Annotated in this window: 12 protein-coding genes; 2 read left to right on the top strand and 10 right to left on the bottom strand. The window is 70.7% G+C overall.

All coding sequences use genetic code 11. The features are described from left to right. Window positions 1–3 precede the first annotated feature (3 nt). From VZQ01_RS38490 to VZQ01_RS38470, 5 genes are all read right to left on the bottom strand, one after another. Entirely contained in the window at window positions 4–1,890 is a 1,887-nt protein-coding gene (locus VZQ01_RS38490; RefSeq protein WP_426746114.1) for a helix-turn-helix domain-containing protein, read from the bottom strand. After that, complete coding sequence (locus VZQ01_RS38485) at window positions 1,887–2,837, bottom strand: P-loop NTPase (protein ID WP_370640343.1); 951 nt, start codon at window positions 2,835–2,837, stop codon at window positions 1,887–1,889. Before VZQ01_RS38485 ends, VZQ01_RS38490 begins: the two co-directional genes overlap by 4 nt. A 217-nt stretch (window positions 2,838–3,054) precedes the next feature. Beyond that, on the bottom strand, window positions 3,055–3,648 hold the full coding sequence (locus VZQ01_RS38480) for an HNH endonuclease (protein ID WP_015350138.1): 594 nt from the start codon (window positions 3,646–3,648) through the stop codon (window positions 3,055–3,057). Beyond that, window positions 3,645–5,042, bottom strand: a complete 1,398-nt coding sequence (gene selA, locus VZQ01_RS38475) for an L-seryl-tRNA(Sec) selenium transferase (RefSeq protein WP_223747279.1) — start codon at window positions 5,040–5,042, stop codon at window positions 3,645–3,647. The genes VZQ01_RS38480 and selA overlap by 4 nt, the downstream gene beginning before the upstream one ends. 106 nt (window positions 5,043–5,148) lie before the next feature. Then, on the bottom strand, window positions 5,149–5,658 hold the full coding sequence (locus tag VZQ01_RS38470; RefSeq protein WP_223747278.1) for a GNAT family N-acetyltransferase: 510 nt from the start codon (window positions 5,656–5,658) through the stop codon (window positions 5,149–5,151). Between the two features lie 90 nt (window positions 5,659–5,748). Between VZQ01_RS38470 and VZQ01_RS38465 the strand changes: the two genes are divergently transcribed. Continuing rightward, a complete protein-coding gene (locus VZQ01_RS38465) occupies window positions 5,749–6,087 on the top strand; it encodes a tellurite resistance TerB family protein (protein ID WP_426746113.1) in 339 nt (112 codons plus the stop codon). 60 nt (window positions 6,088–6,147) lie between these two features. Here the strand turns inward: VZQ01_RS38465 and VZQ01_RS38460 are convergent, their stop codons facing one another. The 5 genes from VZQ01_RS38460 to mltG form a co-directional block, all read right to left on the bottom strand. Next, window positions 6,148–6,687 carry a hypothetical protein gene (locus VZQ01_RS38460; RefSeq protein WP_223747276.1) on the bottom strand — a complete coding sequence of 180 codons (540 nt, stop codon included), beginning with the start codon at window positions 6,685–6,687 and terminating at the stop codon, window positions 6,148–6,150. Between the two features lie 173 nt (window positions 6,688–6,860). After that, complete coding sequence (locus VZQ01_RS38455) at window positions 6,861–9,734, bottom strand: CBM96 family carbohydrate-binding protein (RefSeq protein ID WP_426746112.1); 2,874 nt, start codon at window positions 9,732–9,734, stop codon at window positions 6,861–6,863. 301 nt (window positions 9,735–10,035) lie between these two features. Next, window positions 10,036–12,891 (bottom strand): CBM96 family carbohydrate-binding protein, encoded by a 2,856-nt coding sequence (locus VZQ01_RS38450; RefSeq protein ID WP_426746110.1) that lies wholly within the window; start codon window positions 12,889–12,891, stop codon window positions 10,036–10,038. Window positions 12,892–13,176: 285 nt separating this feature from the next. Next, on the bottom strand, window positions 13,177–16,080 hold the full coding sequence (locus tag VZQ01_RS38445; protein ID WP_426746109.1) for a CBM96 family carbohydrate-binding protein: 2,904 nt from the start codon (window positions 16,078–16,080) through the stop codon (window positions 13,177–13,179). A gap of 237 nt (window positions 16,081–16,317) precedes the next feature. After that, window positions 16,318–17,334 (bottom strand): endolytic transglycosylase MltG, encoded by a 1,017-nt coding sequence (gene mltG, locus VZQ01_RS38440; protein WP_426746108.1) that lies wholly within the window; start codon window positions 17,332–17,334, stop codon window positions 16,318–16,320. A gap of 212 nt (window positions 17,335–17,546) precedes the next feature. On the opposite strand from mltG, the gene VZQ01_RS38435 reads away from it, so the two are divergent. Then, a complete protein-coding gene (locus tag VZQ01_RS38435; RefSeq protein ID WP_141330542.1) occupies window positions 17,547–18,413 on the top strand; it encodes an alpha/beta fold hydrolase in 867 nt (288 codons plus the stop codon). Window positions 18,414–18,438 lie beyond the last annotated feature (25 nt).

Raw genomic sequence — 18,438 nt, 5'->3', positions numbered from 1 at the left:
GCGTCATTTCTTGCCTGACTTCTCAGAAGCCAAGGCCAGGTAGCTCCTGGACACCCGGAGCGGATCCAACCCCAGCTCGCGGGCGAGGTTCATGAGGATGCCCCGGAGGTAGACCTGCGCGGGCAGCGCCGTGTAGCGGTCCGCCTCCACGTTCTCCAGGTGGCGCGAGGAGATGCGGGTGCGGTCGGCGACCTGCTGGAGCGTGTAGCCCCGCGTCTCGCGGACGCGGCGCAGCAGCTCGCCGTTGAACTCGGCGTCGGCGGGGATGTCCGGCAGACGGGGACGAGGCTCGCGAGTCCTGGCGGCGACCTGCGCCAGCGCGGCCTCCGCCGTGGCGATGGCGGAGTCCTGGGCGAGCACCTGGGCCTCGCTCAACTGCCGCCCCGTCTGAACACGGTTCTGCGAGGGGGCCACGGGCGGCGGCGCCGTCGGTCCGACCGGACGCGTCACGGGGGGCGGCGCGGGCTCCGGAGCCCTGGCGGGCGTTCCAGCCACGACGATGGACGTCCCGGGCTCCGAGGGCTGGGTCGGCACCGACGCGGGGACGTCCGGGCTCGCGGCCACGGCGACGGGGGCCGGAGCGGGGCTCACCGTGGCGACGTGAGCCGGCGACGGTTCGGGCGCTGAGGCAGCGGGCGTCGCGTCCACCTGTGGCGCGACCACGGCCGGAGCCGAGGCGACGGGGGGCGTCGACTCCACCGGCGGCGCGACCACGGCCGGAGCCGAGGCGACGGGGGGCGTCGACTCCACCGGCGGCGCGACCACAGCTGGCGCCGAGGCAACAGGATTCGCCTCCACCTGCGGCGCGACCACGGCCGGTGCCGAGGCAACAGGAGTCGCCTCCACCTGCGGCGCGACCACAACCGGCGCCGAGGCAACAGGAGTCGCCTCCACCTGCGGCGCGACCACGGCCGGTGCTGCGACAACGGGCGCCGGCTCCGCGGGCGGCGTGACCGCGACCGGTGCCGAGGCAACAGGCGTCGCCCCCACCTGCGGCGCAACCACGGCCGGCGCCGAGGCAACCGGAGCCACGACAGGGGCCGCTTCCACGGGAGGGACGTCCCCAACCGGCGCCGAGCTCACAGGCGAGGAGAACGCGACCGGCGGCGCGGCCACAGGGACAGACTCGACCGGTGGCGCCACCACGGCCGGTGCCGAGGCAACAGGCGCGGGGACCGAGGACGAGCCCCCGGTCGAGACCGAGGCAACGGGGACGGACGCCGCCGACGGAGAGGACTCGGTCGGTATCGGGGCGACAGGCGCCGACGGGGCAGCGGGGACAGGAGCGGACCCCACCGACTGCGCGACCCCGGGCGCGGCAACTGGAGCCGACTCCACCGAGGCGCCCCCCTGCTCCATGGCGCCCACGGCCTTCGAGCTGGACGACACGGGCCCCGGCTCCGCCGCCGGGGCCTGCGCCTCCGCGCCCACGCTCAGCGAGGCGGGCACATCCACCAGCCCACCGACGAGCGGCGCGGTCTGCAGGGAGCTCGTCACATACGACAGCGAGTAGCCGCTGACGAAGCTCGCCCGGAACGCCTCGGGCCCGCTCAGGGCCGGGGCCTCGTCCTCGGACGCGCGCTTCTTCTTCCCCTCCGCCACCGCGCTCGCCAGCGCCTCGGCCGCCTTCACCGTGCCCCACGGCGCCGGCAGCCCCAGGTCGCGGTCATACTCACCGCGCAGGTCGCCATCGGTGAGGATCTCCATCGCCTCGGTCATCCGGGCGCGGAGCGCATCCACCTGGTCCGGCTCCACCAGCGCGTACACCGCGATGGAGTCCGGCGCATACAGCTCCATGAGTCGGGAGTACGCGGCGCGAATCTCCTCCATGGGCGCTGTGACCGGGACCTCCAGGAGCTCGTAATAGGTCTGCTGCGCGAAAGGCTTCATGGTGACGAGGAAGGGTCGGGGGTCGCGTCGAGGGCGAGCAGTCGTGAGGCGATACGTTGGATGGCCAGGGCGGCCGGGGCGTCGGGTCGTTCGATGAGCACAGGGCGCCGCTTGCGCACCGCGCGCCAGGCCTCATCGTCATACCGGATGGCGCCCAGGTCATCCATCGCGATGCCGAAGAACTTCTTCCACGCCGAGGCCACCGCCGCACCCACATTCAGGTCCGCGTCCGTGCGCGCCTGGTTCACCACCAGCCGGATGCGGAACTCGGACAGCTCCCGCTCCAGTCGCTCCGCACCCACCGGGTCCTTGTTGCGCACCTGCGCCAGCACGTCATGCAGCGTCCGCAGCGAGCCCTCCCGGGTGGTGAGCGCGCTGTCCACCAGGTCCTGGATGCCGTACTCCGCCTCCATCTGCTGCAGCCGCCGGAAGAACGCCGCCTTCGCGAAGCGGTACGCGTTCTCCACCGACGTCGGCTCCGGCAGCACCACCAACAACCCGTGGTCCGCCAGGATGAAGAAGTCGATGGTGTTGAAGCTGGTCCCCGCGCCCAGGTCCAGGATGAGGTAGTCCGCCGACGCGCCCATCAGCGTCTTGAGCAGCTTCTGCTTCTGCGCGTACTTGAGGTTCGCCGCGTCCAGCGCGTCCTGCGCGCCCGCGATGAGCGACAGCCGGGGCACCCCCGTGGGGACGATGACGTCCTCGAGCCGAGACTTGTTGCGCCTGAGGAAGTCCGACAGCGTCGCCTCGGGCTGCCCCACCCCCAGGCACGTGTGCAGGTTCGCTCCGCCCAGGTCCGCGTCCACCAGCAGCACGTTCAGCCCCGCCTGGGCCAGCGCCACGCCCAGGTTGGCGGACACCATCGACTTGCCGATGCCGCCCTTGCCACCGCCCACGGCGATGATGCGCCGGGGCCGCTGCCGAGCGCCGCCAGGCCCTGGGGCCACCGGCTCGGCGGTCGGGGTCCCCAGGGCACGGGCATCGGCCTGGGGCGCTCGCGTGGATTTGGACATGGGCAGGGGCATCAAAGCCCGTCCTACCGCCCGAGTCGACTCCCCGCCAATCCGTGGCCACTTCGTGGATCAACCCGAGCCATGACTCCCCCCGCGACACCCCATTTTACAGGGTTCGCCGGGCAGGCCGGTGAGCAAGCGCTCGGGCGCCCTACTCGTCCAGCAGCTCCACGTTCCAATACGAGGCATCCGCCAGGTGCAGGAACGGCAGCCACTCCTGATACGTCACCTTGCGCGTGGCGCCCCGGAACAACGGCGTCCAGCGCGGGCGCACCGGCTTCTTCAGGAGCCGCATGTCCGCCTGCTCCGGCGTGCGGCCCCCCTTCTTGAGATTGCAGGGCACACACGAGCACACGACGTTCTCCCACGTCGTCTTGCCCCCCTGCGTGCGGGGCATGACGTGGTCCAGGTTCAGCTCGCTGCGCGGCAGGTTCTTGCCGCAGTACTGACAGGTGTCCGCGTCGCGCGCGTAGATGTTGAGCCGGGAGAAGCGCACCCGCCCTCGGGGCAGATGGTCATACGCGCTGAGCACCAGCACCCGGGGGACGCGGATGGTCCGGTTGATGGTGGTGATGCAGTCATTGGTGGCGCTCAGCGCCGCCCAATCATCGAACTCGTAGAGCCGGTACTGCGCGTCGATGGCCTTGGCGACGCCCTGATACAACAGGCTGAAGGCCCGCTTCACCGACGTGACATGCACCGGTTGGTAATACCGGTTGAGTACGAGGACGGCGCTGTTGATCATGGTGGTTTCCCGGGACTTGCGGTCGCCACCGCTTCGGCGACCGACCTGAGCTCCTCCTCCGCGAGACAGCGGACGTCGAGGACCACCTCGCCATCCGCGATCCTGCCAATAACCGGCATCCCGCCGGCGCGCAGGCGCTCGAGGAAAGATTCCGGTGCACCCACGTTGAGGATGCACGCAAAGGAAGGCAACCGGGCCAGCGGCATGGCGCCCCCGCCCACCTGTCCCACCACCCCGTCCACTCGGGCACTCACGCCTTGCTCGGCCAGCAAGTCCTGAAGCCGCAGCGCGCGGGCGCGCAGCTCCTGGGACGACTGGGCGAGCAGTCTGTACGTGGGCACGGCCCCTGGCTTGCCGTCCCGATACAACTCCAGCGTGGCCTCCAACGCGGCCACCGTCAGCTTGTCCACCCTCAACGCCCGGGTGAGCGGATGCGCCTTGATGCGCGCGAGCAACGCCGAGCGTCCCACCACCACGCCCGCCTGCGGCCCGCCCAACAGCTTGTCCCCCGAGAACGCCACCACATCCGCTCCCTCGGCGACCACCTCGGCCACCGTGGGCTCCTGTCCCATCCCCTCTCCCACCATGGGGACCAGCGCCCCCGAACCCAGGTCCTGGAACACGGGCACCCCGCGCTCCCGGCCCAGCGTCGCGAGCGCTCCCACGCTCGCCTCCTCGGTGAAGCCCACCACCGCGAAGTTGGAGCGGTGCACCTTCACCAACAGGCCCGTGTCGTGGCCCACCGCGGCCGCGTAGTCGGACAGCCGCGTGCGGTTGGTGGTGCCCACCTCCACGAGCCGCGCGCCCGACTGCCGCATGACGTCCGGCACCCGGAAGCCTCCGCCAATCTCCACCAGCTCCCCGCGCGACACGACACACTCGCGGCCGGACGCCAGCGCGGCCAGCACGAGCAGCACCGCGCCCGCGCAGTTGTTGACGACGAGCGCGTCCTCCGCGCCGGTGAGCTGACGCAAGAGCCCCACCACCGGCGCGTAGCGGCTGCCCCGCTCGCCCTCGTCCAGGTCGTACTCGAGGTTCGAATAGCCCCGCGCCACCTGGGCCACCCGCGCCACCGCCTCCGGCGCGAGCGGCGCGCGCCCCAGGTTGGTGTGCAGCACCACGCCCGTGGCGTTGAGCACCGCGCGCAGCCCCGGCGTGGACAGCGTGCTGAGCGCCTCGCCCACGTCCGCGTCGTCGAAGGGGCGCGGGTCGCCCTGGAGCAGGCGCGCGCGCACGCGGTCCACGGCCAGCCGCAGCGCGGACACGGCCCTGGCGCGGGGAACACCAGACAGCAGCGGTTCCAGCGACGGCCGTCGCAGGAGCTGCTCGATGGAGGGGAGTGCGCGCAGCAGCGCGTTCTTCCCGCCGTCTACGCTGTTCGACGGTGGGCCCACGCTCGCGAGTCTAGGAGACGCACGCCCCGCACGCCAAGCCAGCGGCGGTGTCAGCCAGGTGACGTCCCGCTCACGCGCGGGCGTCTTCCTGGATTCCCCGCTCGACTCACGGCGCCGTCAGATAGAGGCTGATCTCCTCGGTGGCGCCGGGCAGGCGCATGTGCCGCTCGAAGCGCAGGCCCATCCGCTCCAGCAGCTTGATGGAGCTGACGTTGTCCTTGGAGACGATGGCGGCGACGCGCGAAATCTTGTGGTCCTCCCGGGCGTGGCGCAGCACCGCCTCGGCGGCCTCCCGCGCGTAGCCCTGGCTCCAGTAGGCGGGCTTGAACGCGAAGCCGATGTCGGGGTGCTCCAGCGAGTCGCGCTTGAGCAGGCCGCACAACCCCATGGGCACGCCGTCCTGCCGGCCCTCCACCAGGTACAGCCCGTAGCCCAGCTGGGCGTACTGCGTCAGGGGTACGTTGGTGATGTAGTCGTGCGCGCCCTCGATAGTGCGCACGCCACGGTCTCCGATGAAGCGCAGCCACGCGGGCTCGTTCAACATCCCCAGGATGAAGGCGGCGTCCTCATGCGTCACCCGACGCAGGACGAGCCGCTCCGTCTCCACCACTTTCATGAGAAGCTTTCTCCGCGAAGCCCGTGCACTTGTAGGAGCGATACATGTGTCGCGCCCACTCGCGAGCCCACCTCGGAGGATGTACCAAGGATGTCCACCGCCTCAAGCCCCGACGCCCGCTTCCAGATTGAAGTCCTCAAGCTGCTGCTCCAGGTCGCCAGCGGAGACGAGGGGGTCAGCCGGGAGGAGATCGACCACATCATGGCCACGGCCCGGGGGATGAGCGTTCCCCTGCCGGACCTGGAGCAGCTGGCGAAGTGCCTGCAGAACGGGACGCCGCTGCCCGCGCCCAACCTGGGCATCCTCAAGGCCGACCCGAAGGCCGTCATCGAAGCGGCGCATGACCTCATCGCCAGCGACGGGCACATCCACCCGAGCGAAATCGAGATGCTGCGTCAGCTCCGCGAGCTGCTCGGCGTGGCGGCCTGACACCTCGGAGCGGGGCCACCGGGACGCATTGCGCGTCCCGGCGGTCTGCCTGCACGACGACTACGGGTCGACCTCGTCGACCTCCAGCTCACTGCCCGCGCCGCTCAGCAGCTCGAGCAGCTCCGCCGCGCCACCCTCGCTGTCGACCAGCGCCGTCAGCTTGCCGCCGCCGAGGAACTGCATGATGAACTGCTTTTGCATCTCCGCCCGGCCACCCTGGACCTCGCCCAGGACGGTGAGCGTGTGCGGCTCGTCGTGTCCGACGACACGCTCGGAGATTTCACAGTTCCCCAGCACGAGCACGTTGGCGTGCAGCTCCGCCGTGCCGACCCGCAGGTCACCGAGGACGAGCATCCCGCCCGGCCCCTTCAACACCAGCGTCTCCACATCCACGTTCCCCGTCACCACCACGCAGTCGTTCGAGGCGAACGTCCGGGAGGTGTCCTTCAGGTTTTCGTGGAGGTCGATGCCATCCCGCAGCATCGAGAAGATATCGACGGGCGCGGCCAACAGGCCGTCCTCGTCCAACGTGGTGAGCTGCTCATCCGCGGCCTCGAGGGCCTCTGCACGATCTTGGAGCTTCTTGGGGAAAGGAGTCATGTACCCCTCCGTCCATATCGCGAATCCCGCTCCCGGGAAGCAGGAAGAGACCATCCCCCGCGAACATGACGAACGCGCGCCAATGGACAGGTGGCTCGCCTCGTCGCACCCCGGGCAGGTGACCGCCCGCCCGGACAAGCACGGACGGTCACAGCCCCGGAGTCACCCGTCGCTCACGGCCGCAGCTTGACGTGCAGCAGGTCCAGACGGCGGGAGGTCGGCGTGTACCAGGTGCCATCCAGCTCGATGGCCCCCCCCAGGTCCCCCGTCAGCACCACCCCGCCCGTCACCGCCGTCAGCCGGGGGGACTGGAGCGGCTCGAACACCCTCACCCAACGCGTCTGCAGCGTCGACGAGAAGCTGGCCACGGTGGGTCGCTGTGGCGCCACCGTCTCCGGCAGCCCCACGGAGCCCAACCCCAACAGGCCGCCGTGCCCCGCCTGGACCGTGAACAGGTTCCCGTTGGCGTCCGCGACCAACGAGCCCAGGCCATAGGAGCTCGTCGCGCTCGGCGGGAACTGCCGCAGCGTCAGCTCCGCGCCCGAGGGGGTGAGCCTGCCGAGGATGGCCTCGCGCGGTCCGTCGTAGTTGTCGTCCGGCTCCGCGCTGACATACGGGGTGCCCGCGAAGGTGAAGCGGCCGTCGAAGTCGCCCGTGAAGGCCACGCCCCCATCCGGCAAGACCGCCACCTGGTACAGGTCCGCGAACACCGTGTCGTAGGACGTCGGCAGCAGCCAGTGCCACTGGTGGTCGCCCGTCACGCTCCAGCGCGCCACGAACACCCCACCCCGCGCGAGCGCGCCCGCGCCGAAGTCGGTGCCCGGCCCGGCCCAGCCGCCCACGGTGATGTTCTCCTGCGCGTCCACCGCGACGCTCACCGCCTGGGTGCCCCGCATGGCGTTCGTCTTCAGCACGCGCGCCCACTGGTAGGCGCCGTCCCACTGGAGCTTGAGGACGAAGGAGTTCGGATACTCGTCGTCGTAGGGGAACGGCTTGCCGGAGTCGACCTCACCGCCACCGAAGTCCGTCTTCCCCCAGAAGCCGCCCGTCAACACCGCGCTGCCGTGCGCGTCCGTCGCCAGGTCGTGCACGAACATGGGATTGTCGAGCAGCTCGTCGTCCATGCGGAACCACGCCGTGTAGCCCCGCGTCCAGTCCACCGCGCCCGACGGCGTCAGCTTCATCACGAACATGCCCGTGCCCCGGGGCAGCGCGCCCTTGCCCAGGTCCGGCGTGCCCCGGTACTCACCAGCGACGAGCACGTTGCCCAGCGTCGTCACCGTCACCTTGCGGAACGCCACGCCCGGCTGGGCGAACGTCAGTCGCCACGCCACCGAGCCATCCGCCCGGTGCAGCGTCACCACATCCGTCTGCTCGGCCCAGGACTCGCCGTCCCGCGTCTGCTCCTGCGTGCCCACGACGGCGAAGCCACCGTCCGGCGCGGGCGCCGTGTCCCGCGCGCGCTCGGCCGAGGCGTTGTTCGTCTGCTTCACCCACGCCGTCGTCCCCGAGGGCTGCGTGCCCCGGTACGAGCAGAACGGCGCGCTCTCCGTGACGACGACCAGCCGGGGCGCCGCGTCCAGGAGCCCCTTCGCGCTCGCGTCCCCCGTCGCGAAGCTCAATCCCTTGGAGGAGTCGGCGAGCAGCCCGAAGGCGTACCGCCCCGAGGCCGTCACCACGCTCGTCACGTCGTACTCCACCCACTGGTCCTTCTTCACCGCGCCCGCGTCCCCCACCAGGTCCGTCACCGCGGGCGGGTGCTGCCAGGTCGCGGCGGCCGGGTCGAACGGCTGCGCCTGGTAGAGCAGCGGCCCGTTGTCCGTCGCCTCCAGGGCGTAGAGCTGGAGCAGCACGCGGCGCACCGGCGTCGCGTCGAGCTGGACGTCGAACTCCAGGAAGCCGTTCATGCCCGGCGAGCCATCCACGCGCATCGACGCCTCGCGGTGGAACGTCGTCGTCGGACGCTCGGCGCTCACATAGGTGTCGTGCCGCAGCTCGCTCACCTTCGAGACCAGCTCCCGGCGCGTCATGCACGCATCCGTCGGCGCGGCCCTGGGCGCCCCCGTCCACACCAGCAGCCGCGGGCCTCCGCCCCCGGACCAGGACTCCTTCGAGTGGAAGAGCATCGCGTCACCCGACGTCCCGTACACGCCGAAGGTGAAGTTGCCGTTGCCACGCACCAGGTCCGTCACCTCGTAGTCCACGTACCCGGATGGCGCCAGGTAGGGCAGCCGGTCGACCTCCGCGCCCACCTTCGTGGGGCGGGTGTTCCAGGAGACGCTCATCTCGCTCCAGGGCCCCTGCGTGGCGTAGACCGCCGGTCCCCCCGTCGTCCCATCCAGGCCCACGTGCATCCGCAGCACCGCGCGCTGCACCGACTCCGTCAGGCCCAGCACGTCGAAGCGCAGGTGCACCTCGCGGTCGGGCGACTGCCCCACCCGCAGGTCCGTGGCGAAACCGCCCTCGGTGGACGTCGGCGCGTCGGCGGAGACATACGTGTCGTCGCTCGCGGAGAAGACCACCGGAGGGCTCGACACCGTGATGGGCAGCGCGGGGTGCGGGGGGTGGTCGTCCGCGGACTGGACGGTGAGGACCAGCTGGGGGCGCAGTGACGTGTTCGGATGCTCGCTCGACGCAATCGTCACGCCGTCCGTGCTGTCGGCCACCAGGTGGACGTCCGTGAAGGCGCTCGTGGAGATGTGCATCCCGGTGATGTCCAGCTCGATCCACGTGCCGCTGGCCACCGCCCCCGCGCTGCTCAACGCGGAGAACCCATCCCGGGTCGGCCGCGTGTTCCAGGTCGTCAGCTCGTTCCAGGCCCGCCCCCCGATGCGAGGGTCATGCGCCGTGGGCCCGTCCGCCGAGCCATCCAAGGCATACACCCGCAACCGGGCCGTGGTGATGGTGCCGTCCACCGGAGCGACATAGAAGCGCAGGTACGCCTCCGACTCGGGTGACTGGTCCACCTCCATCGTCGGCTGCGAGCCGAAGCTCGTCGCCGGCGAGGCCGCCGACACATACGTATCCGCCGCCGCCACGATCGCCACCGTCTGCGTGACGAGCTCCTGCTCGTGGCTCCCCGTCTCCGGGTCAACCCCTGCTCCTGGTTGGGCACTTCCACACCCATTCAGGAAGAAAAGTGCCACTCCCAGACTCCAACCCACTGCGCCAAGTGTCCACCGTTTCACGTGACCTCTCCCTCGCGTGCTGCCACTGAATTGGGAAAGCAACAGGTGCGCCAACGCGTGCGAGTCATTGGGCCACTCGCAGTGTCTACGATTGACATGAAAATGCGACCGCCCGGTCAGCGGACCGAGCGGTCGCGAACATCACGTCAGGGATTGCGGGTCAGCGCCGGAGCTTGAAGTGCAGCAGGTCCGAGCGCTGGGCCGTGGAGGTGTACCAGGTGCCCTCCAGCTCGAAGGCCCCCGCGAAGTCACCGCTGACGATGACGCCCTCGCCCGCGGGCGTCAGGCGAAGGTCCGACTGGAGCACGTCGAGCACGCGGACCCAGCGCGGCTCCAGCGCGGCCGTGAAGCTCGCCACCGTCGGACGCGGCGGCGAGGTGACGCCCGGCGGCCCCACTTCGCCCAGCCCGAGCAGCCCGCCGAAGCCCCCCAGCGACACCACCAGGTTGCCCGCACCGTCCAGGACCAGGTCGTGGAAGAAGCTGGAGTGAGCGGGCGTCTGCTGGAAGTGCCGCAGCGACACCTCCTCGCCCGTGGCGCTCAAGCGGCCGAGGACCGCGTCCCAGGGACCTCCCTCGTACTCGTCCGGCTCCTTGCTGAGGTAGGTGCGCCCACCGAAGACGAGGCCTCCCTCGAAGCTCGCGGCGAAGGCCACGCCTCCGTCCGGAAGCACGACGACCCCCGTCATCCTGGAGTGGTTCACGCCCATCACCCGGGACCACTGATAGGCGCCGCTCGGGCTCCATCGCGCGACGAACAGGCCATTGCGGTAGACGGGGCCATCACCGAAGTCGATGCCCTGCCCCGTGGTGCCGCCCACGGTGATGTTCTCCTGCGCGTCCACCGTGAGGGCCGTGGCCTGGGCGCCTCGGATGCCCGGTGACTTGAGGGTCCTGGCCCACGCATAGGCCCCATCCCACTGGAGCTTCACGATGAAGCTGTTCGGGCGGGAGTCGTCGTAGGGGAAGGTCTTGCCGGAGTGCAGCTCCCCGCCACCGAAGTCCGTCTTCCCCCAGAAGCTGCCCGTCACCACCGCGCTGCCATGCGCGTCCGTGGCCAGGTCGAACACCGCCATCGGGTTCTCGTGGCGCACCGTGCCGTCGTCGAACCAGGCGGTGTAGCCGCGCGTCCAGTCCACCGCTCCCGACGGCGTCAGCTTCATCACAAACAGGCCCGTGTTCCCGGCCAGGGGCAGCGGGCCCTTGCCCAGGTCCGGCGCGCCCCGGTACTCACCGGCGACGAGCACGTTGCCCAGCGTCGTCACCGTCACCTTGCGGAGCTCCACACCCGGCTGGGCGAACTCGCGCGACCACGCGACGCCGCCGTCCTCACGGTGCAGCGTGACGACGTCCGTCTGCGAGGACCAGGGCGTGCTGTCCAGCGTCTGCTCCACCGCGCTCAACACGACGAAGCCGCCACCGGGCACGGGCGCCGTGTCCCTCGAACGCTCGGCCTCCGGACGGCCGGCCTGCGTGCCCTCCAGCGTCCCTCCCGCGGGGTTCGTGCCGCGATACGAGCAGAACGGCTCGCTCTCCGTGACGATGACCAGCCGGGGCGCGGCGTGCAGGATATAGCCCCAGTGCGCGTCGACCGAGGCGAAGCTCAGCCCGTCGGACGAGTCCGGCACCAGCCCGAAGGCGTGGCGACCCGGCGCCGTCACCTCGCTCGTCACGTCGTACTCCACCCACTGGTCCTTCTTCACCGGGCCCAGGTCTCCGAAGGGGTAGAGCGTGGTGGGCTGCTGGTGCCAGTTGATGGTGTACGGGTCGAAGGGCCGGGCCTTGAAGATGCGCGGGCCGCTGCCCGTCGCCTCCAGGGCGTAGAGCTGGAGCAGCACACGGCGGACCTGTCCCGGGAACGGCTGCACGTCGAAGTCCAGGTAGCTGACGGCTCCCGGCGATGCGTCCACGCGCAGCGTCGCCTCGCGATGGAACGTCCGGGTGCCGTGGAGCGCGTCGACATAGGTGTCATGCAGCGGGAGCACCGTCGTCGTCTGGAGCTCGCGGCGTGTGAGGCAGGCATCCATCGGCGCCTCGCGGGGAGTCCCCGTCCAGATGAGGAGCTGGGGAGGATTCGCCGACGACAGGTCGGACTCGCGCGAGTGGAACGTCACCGCGTCCGCGGACCTCCCGTAGAGCCCCAGCGTCACGCTCCCATTGCCGCGCACGTGCGCCGTCACGTCGTAGTCGACATAGCCCCAGGGCTCCAGGAACGGCATGCGGTCCAGCTCACGGCCCGTCTTCGTCGGGCGGGTCCTCCAGGTGACACTCGCCTCATTCCAGGGGCCCTGGGTCGCGAAGACGGACGGGCCGCCCGTCGTGCCGTCGAACCCCAGGTGGAGCCGCAGCACCGCGCGCTGCACGGTCTCCGGCAGCCCCTGGACGTTGAAGCGCAGGTGCACCTCGCGCTCCGGGGCATTGCCCACCACGAGCGTGTCGGCGCTGCCTCCCGCGGACGACGTCGGCGCGTCGGCGGAGACGAACGTGTCGGCGACGGCGACCAGGGTCAGCGGAGGGGTGGCCACCGCGAGGGGCACCAGCGGGTTCGTGGGGTGGTCCGGCGCGCTCTCGACGGTGAGCAGCAGTTGGGGGCGCAGCGCGGGGTCGGGATGCTCGCTGGAGGCGATGGTGACGGCGTCGTCCCCATCCGCCTTCAAGAAGAGGTCATTGAAGGCGTTGGGACCGACGTGGACGTTGGTGACGTCGAACTCCATCCACGAGCCATCCGGCACCACCGCCGACGTCGCGAGCCACGAGGTGGCGTGCACGGGCCGCGTGTTCCACGTCGTCTCCTCGTTCCAGCTCCGGTACACGCCCGGCCCATGGGCGGTGGGCCCATCCGAGGAGCCCTCCATCGCATACACCCGCAGCCTCGCCGTGGTGATGCGCCCCTCCGGGATGGGGTCGACGAAGAAGCGCAGGTACGCCTCCGACTCGGGAGCGCGCCCCACGACCATTGTCTGTGATGAGCCGAAGCTCGACGTCGGCTGCGCGGAGGACACGTGCGTGTCAGCCATCGCGATGATGCTCACCGTGCGCGTGACCAGCGCGTCACGTTCCTGCTCGATGACTTCCGTCTGTGAAACCGAAACACCTTCCTGGGCACCCCCGCACCCACCCAGGAAGACCAGTGCCACTCCCAGACCCCCACCCACGGCTCCCACTGTCCACCGATTCACGTCATCTCTCCCTCGCGTGCTGCCATTGCGATGGGAAAGCAACAGGTGCGCCAACGCGTGCGGGCGCGAGCCCCACCGTGGGTGCCCGCGCCCGTCCCCCGCGCAACGAAGATTCGAGCCTCGCTAGGGCCGCAGCAGCAGGTGCAGCACGTCCGAGCGGCGTGACGTCGGCGTGTACCAGACGCCATCCACCTCGAACGCGCTGACCAGGTCTCCCGTGAAGAGGATGCCGCCCGGCTGCGGCGTGAGCAGGAGGTTCGACGGGAGCAGGTCGAACACCCGGACCCAGCGCGTCTCCAGCGCGCCCGTGAAGCTGGCCACCGTGGGCCGGTACGGCGCCTCCGACTCCGACGGGCCCACGTCTCCCAGGCCCAGCAGACTCCCGCCGCCCGCCTGCGTCGTCACCAGGTGCCCCTGGGCGTCCACGATGAGGTCCTGGAACGTCAGCTCACGGAACGTGCGCAGCACCACGTCCGCCCCCGTGGCGCCCAGCCGACCGAGCATCGTGTCCCGAGGCCCGCCGTCGTACTCGTCCGGCTCGCGGCTGGCGTAGGGCTGGCCCGCGAAGTCGAAGCGGCCACCGAAGTCTCCGATGAACGCGACACCGCCGTCCGGCATGACGGCCAGGGCACGCAGGCTGCTGAAGTAGACCGGGATGACACGCACCCAGCCGAGCGCACCGCTCGCGTCCCACCGCGCCACGAACGGACCGATTCGCGCGTCCGGTCCCGCGCCGAAGTCCGTCGCCCTCCCCGCCCAGCCGCCCACGGTGACCTGCCCTCCGGCGTCCACCGCCACGCTCGTCGCCTCCGTGCCGCGCAGCGTGTCCGCCAGGAGCAGCTTCGCCCACTGATAGCCCCCCTGCCCGTCCAGCTTCAGCACGTACGAGTTCGGATACGTGTCGTCATAGGGGAACGGCTTGCCGGAGTAGACGGGCCCGGCGCCGAAGTCCGTGTAGCCCCAGAAGGTGCCCACCAGCACCGCGCCGCCCTGCGCGTCCGTGGCCAGGTCGAGCACCTGCATCGGATTGTCGAGCCGCTCGTCGGCCCGCTGGAACCACGCGGTGTAGCCCCGCGCCCACGCCACCGCGCCCGACGCCGTCAGCTCCAGCACGAACATGCCGGTGCCCTGGGGCAGCGCGCCCGTCCCCAGGTCCGGTGTCCCGGCGTAGGAGCCGGCGGCGAGCACGTGTCCCCGCGCCGTCACCGCCACCCTCGAGAAGGAGACCTGCGCCTGCGTGAAGGCCCGCGTCCACACGACGCTCCCGTCCGCGCGGTGCAGCGTGACGACGTCCGTCCGCTCGGCAGACGGAGGGGCATCCCGCGTCTGCTCCTGGTGGCTGAGGACGACGAAGCCCCCGCCTGGCGCGGGCGCGGTGTGGTGCGAGCGCTCCGCCTCCGCCGCCGTGGACTGCTTCACCCACGCCGTCGTCCCCGAGGGCCGGGTGCCCCGGTACGAGCAGCGCGGCGCCGCGTCCTTGACGACGACGAGCTGGGGCGCGGCGTCGAGGATGCCGCGCTCGCTGGCCTCGGACGAGGCGAAGCGCAACCCATCCGCCGAGTCCGGCACCAACGCGAAGGCATGACGCCCCGACGTCGTCACCACATCGGTCACGTCGATCTCCACCCAGGAGTCCCGCGTCACCGCGCCCAGGTTCGCGAGGGCGCTCCCGCTCACGACGGGGCGATGGGCCCAGTCCGTCGTCGCCTCGTCGAACGGCTGCGCCGAGAACACCTGCGGTCCATTCGCCGACGCATCCAGCGCATACAGGCGCAGCAGCACCCGGCGCACGGGCTGCGTGCCCAGTTGCACGTCGAAGTCCAGGAAGCCCTCCGCTCGAGGTGCCCCATCCACGCGCAACGAGGCCTCGCGGTGGTACGTCGTCGACGGCGTCTCCGGCGTCGCATACGTGTCATGGAGCGGAGGGATGGTGGTCGCGATGACCTCCTGTCGCGTCATGCAGTCATCGCCCGGCTCGCTCCGAGACGCACCCGCCCACACGAACAGCCGAGGCTCCAGGTCCGCGGCCTCGCGCGAGTGGAACGTCACCTCGTCCCCGGAATTGCCATACAGCCCGAAGGTGACGTCCCCGTTGCCACGCACCTGGTTCGTGACGTCGTACTCCACGAAGCCATAGGGCGCGAGGAACGGCGCCCGGTCCAACGTGCCCCCCACCCGCGCCGGACGCGTGCTCCACGTCAGGCCCGACTCGCTCCACGTGCCCTGGGTCCCGAAGACGGACGGACCGCCCTCCGTACCGTCCGCGGCCACTCGCAAGCGCAACACCGCGCGCTGCACCGTCTCCGTCAACCCCGTCACGGAGAAGCGCAGGTGCGCCTCGCGCCCCGGACTCGTGCCCACGCGCAGCGCCCGCGCCGAGCCACCCTCCGAGGAGCCCGGCGCATCCTCGGAGACGAACGTGTCCGCGCTCGGCGCGAAGGACACCGGCGCACCGGACACCGTCAGCGGCACGGGGCGCGGCGGCGGATGGTCCGACGCGGACTCCAACGTGAGCACCAGCTGGGGACGCAGGGCCGGGTCGGGGTGCTCGCTCGACGCGAGCGTCATGCCGTCCGTGCTGTCCGCGCGCAGGAACACGTCCACGTAGCTGCCCTGGGAGATGGACATGTCGCTGACGTCCAGCTCCATCCAGGTGCCGCTGGCCACGGCGCCCGCGCTGACCACGCCCCAGTACCCGCCCCAGTCCGGGCGGTTGCTCCACGTCGTCAGCTCGTTCCAGGAACGCACGCCGGGCGGGTCGTACACCGTGGGTCCATCGACCGAGCCATCCACCGCGAAGACCCGCAGCCGCGCCGTCGTCACCGTGCCGGTGAAGGGCTCGATGAAGAAGCGCAGGTAGGCCTCCGACTCGGGGGCGCGGTCCACCTCCAGCGTGGGCGAGGAGCCGAAGCTCGTCGTCGGCGACGTCGCCACCACGTGCGTGTCCGCGCCCGCGCCGAACGTCACCGTCCGGGTGACCAGCTCCTCGTCACTCGACTCCGGGCGCGTGTCCGGGGACGCCTCCACCGGAGGAGTGGAACTCCGTTCCCCAGGTTGGGAAGGCCCGCACCCACCGAGGAGCCCGAGCGCCACACCCAGCCCCCACCCCACCGCCCCGACTGTCTTGCGCCGCACGGCACCTCTCCCTCGTGTTCAACGAGGGAGGTCGCTGAGCAACAGGTGCGCCAGCGATTGGCCACCCGAGGACAGATGGAGCCGAGGCACCGCGCCCCCGCCTCCTCGGCAGGGGGGCGCCATCCAGGCTCAGTACACGTTGTACTTCTTGCGCAGCGCCTCGTGCTCGTCCGCGTTGCGCGAGGGGTGCAGGTTCTTCTGCGCGTCGTGCAGGTAGTACCAGAACTCGCTCGGCTTCGGCGCCATGGCGGCCTGGAGCGACTCCACCGTGGGCGCGCCGATGGGACCCGGCGGCAGGCCCTTGCGGTGCCGCGTGTTGTAGGGGTCCTCGGGGTCTCGCAGGCGCTTGAGGAACTCCTTGCGGTCGTTCCACTGCGCCAGCACGTAACGTGACGTCGCGTCCACGCCGAGCGGGAAGCCCTTGTCCACGCGCTTCCAGAGGATGCCCGCCACCAGGGGACGCTGCGCGGGCACCGGCTCCTCGCGCTCCAGCATGGAGGCCATCACCACCACCTCGTGCAGCGAGCGTCCGCTCCTGGCGATGGCGTCCTTGTTCGGCGTGTAGAAGCGCGCGGCGAAGGCGTCCAGCTGCCGCTGGATGAGGTCCTCCACGTCCACGTCCCCGGGGATGATGCCGTACGTCTCCGGGTAGAGGTAGCCCTCCAGCGTGGTGACGGGCAGCGGGAACGGCGCCTTGAAGCGGCTGGGGTTGCTGGCCGCCGCGATGTACTCGCCCGGCTTGATGAGGTTCGCCGCGACGAGCGCCGCGTCCGTGTCCCGAAGCCGCCAGCCCTCCACCACCACGAACGGGATGTCGTCCGGGAGCGGGTTGCCCTCCAGCGCCTTGGCCAGCTCCGCCACCGTCATGGACGGGCTCACCGGATGACGCCCCGCCTTGGGCGAAAACCCACCCCGACGGAACAGGTGGTAGCGCCAGACCTTGGTGTCCGAGAGCAACCCCTGCGTGACGAGCAGGCCGCCCAGGCCCCTGCCCGAGGTTCCCTTGGGGACGGTGAACTCCACCACGGGCGCACCCGGAGCGGCGACGGCCTTGTTGACCGCCCCCTCCATCACCACGAAGGCGCCCACACCCGCCACCACCGCCAACACGATGACCACTGCCAGAGCCGCGAGGACTTTCTTCATCGCGGCGCAGGGTAGCACCGCCGACGCGGCCTGCATCCTTCCGTGTCATCGGATGTCCGCTCCCAGGCGCTCCCCTGCTGGCCAGCCTGGTCGGCTCCCTCCGCCTGGCACCCGAATCGCCGTCCGTCCGCGCGCCCGGGTTCCATGGCGTCCCCTGATTCAGGTCCCCATCTTCGCGACGGTTGCACCCACCCGAAACGCGAGGACACGCCATGGCGACACAAGCGTCCACAGGGGCCGGGAAGATCTCCGGCAGCTACCTCACCACCCGCGACGGCACGCAGATCTACTTCAAGGACTGGGGCCCCCGGGATGGCCAGCCCGTCGTCTTCTCGCACGGCTGGCCGCTGTCGGCCGACGCGTTCGAGGACCAGATGATGTTCCTGTCGGACCGCGGCTATCGGACCATCGCGCATGACCGGCGGGGCAATGGTCGCTCGTCACAGCCGTGGAGCGGACATGACATGGACCACTTCGCGGACGACCTCGCGGAGCTGACCTCGGCGCTGGGGTTGAGCAAGGCCGTGCACGTGGGCCACTCGACGGGCGGTGGCGAGGTGGCCCGGTACATCGGCCGTCACGGAACTTCGCGCGTGGCGAAGGCGGTGCTCATTGGCGCCGTGCCCCCCATCATGCTCAAGACGGACTGGCACCCCAACGGGCTCCCCATGAAGGTGTTCGACGACATCCGCGCGGGCGTGCGCACGGACCGGGCGTCGTTCTTCCGCGAGCTGAGCCTGGCGTTCTTCGGCTTCAACCGCCCGAACGCGAAGGTCTCCGAGGGACTTCGTGACACCTTCGTCATGCAGGGGCTGATGGCCTCCATCAAGGCCGAGTACGACACCGTCAAGGCCTTCTCGGAGACGGACTTCCGCGCGGACCTGGCGAAGTTCGACGTGCCCACGCTGGTCATGCACGGTGATGACGACCAGATCGTCCCCTTCGAGGGCGCGGGCAAGCTCACCGCCACCCTGGTCAAGGGCGCGAAGCTCAAGGTCTACCCCGGCTTCAGCCACGGCATGTGCGCGGTCAACAAGGGCATCATCAACGAGGACCTGCTCGCCTTCATCCAGGGCTGACGCCACCACGGGCCGCGCGGACACG

The sequence above is a fragment of the Myxococcus faecalis genome, from assembly GCF_050039385.1.
Taxonomy (GTDB): Bacteria; Myxococcota; Myxococcia; order Myxococcales; family Myxococcaceae; genus Myxococcus; species Myxococcus fulvus.
Note: the sequence above shows the minus strand (reverse complement) of the source record. Positions and strands in the feature narration are given on the sequence as shown.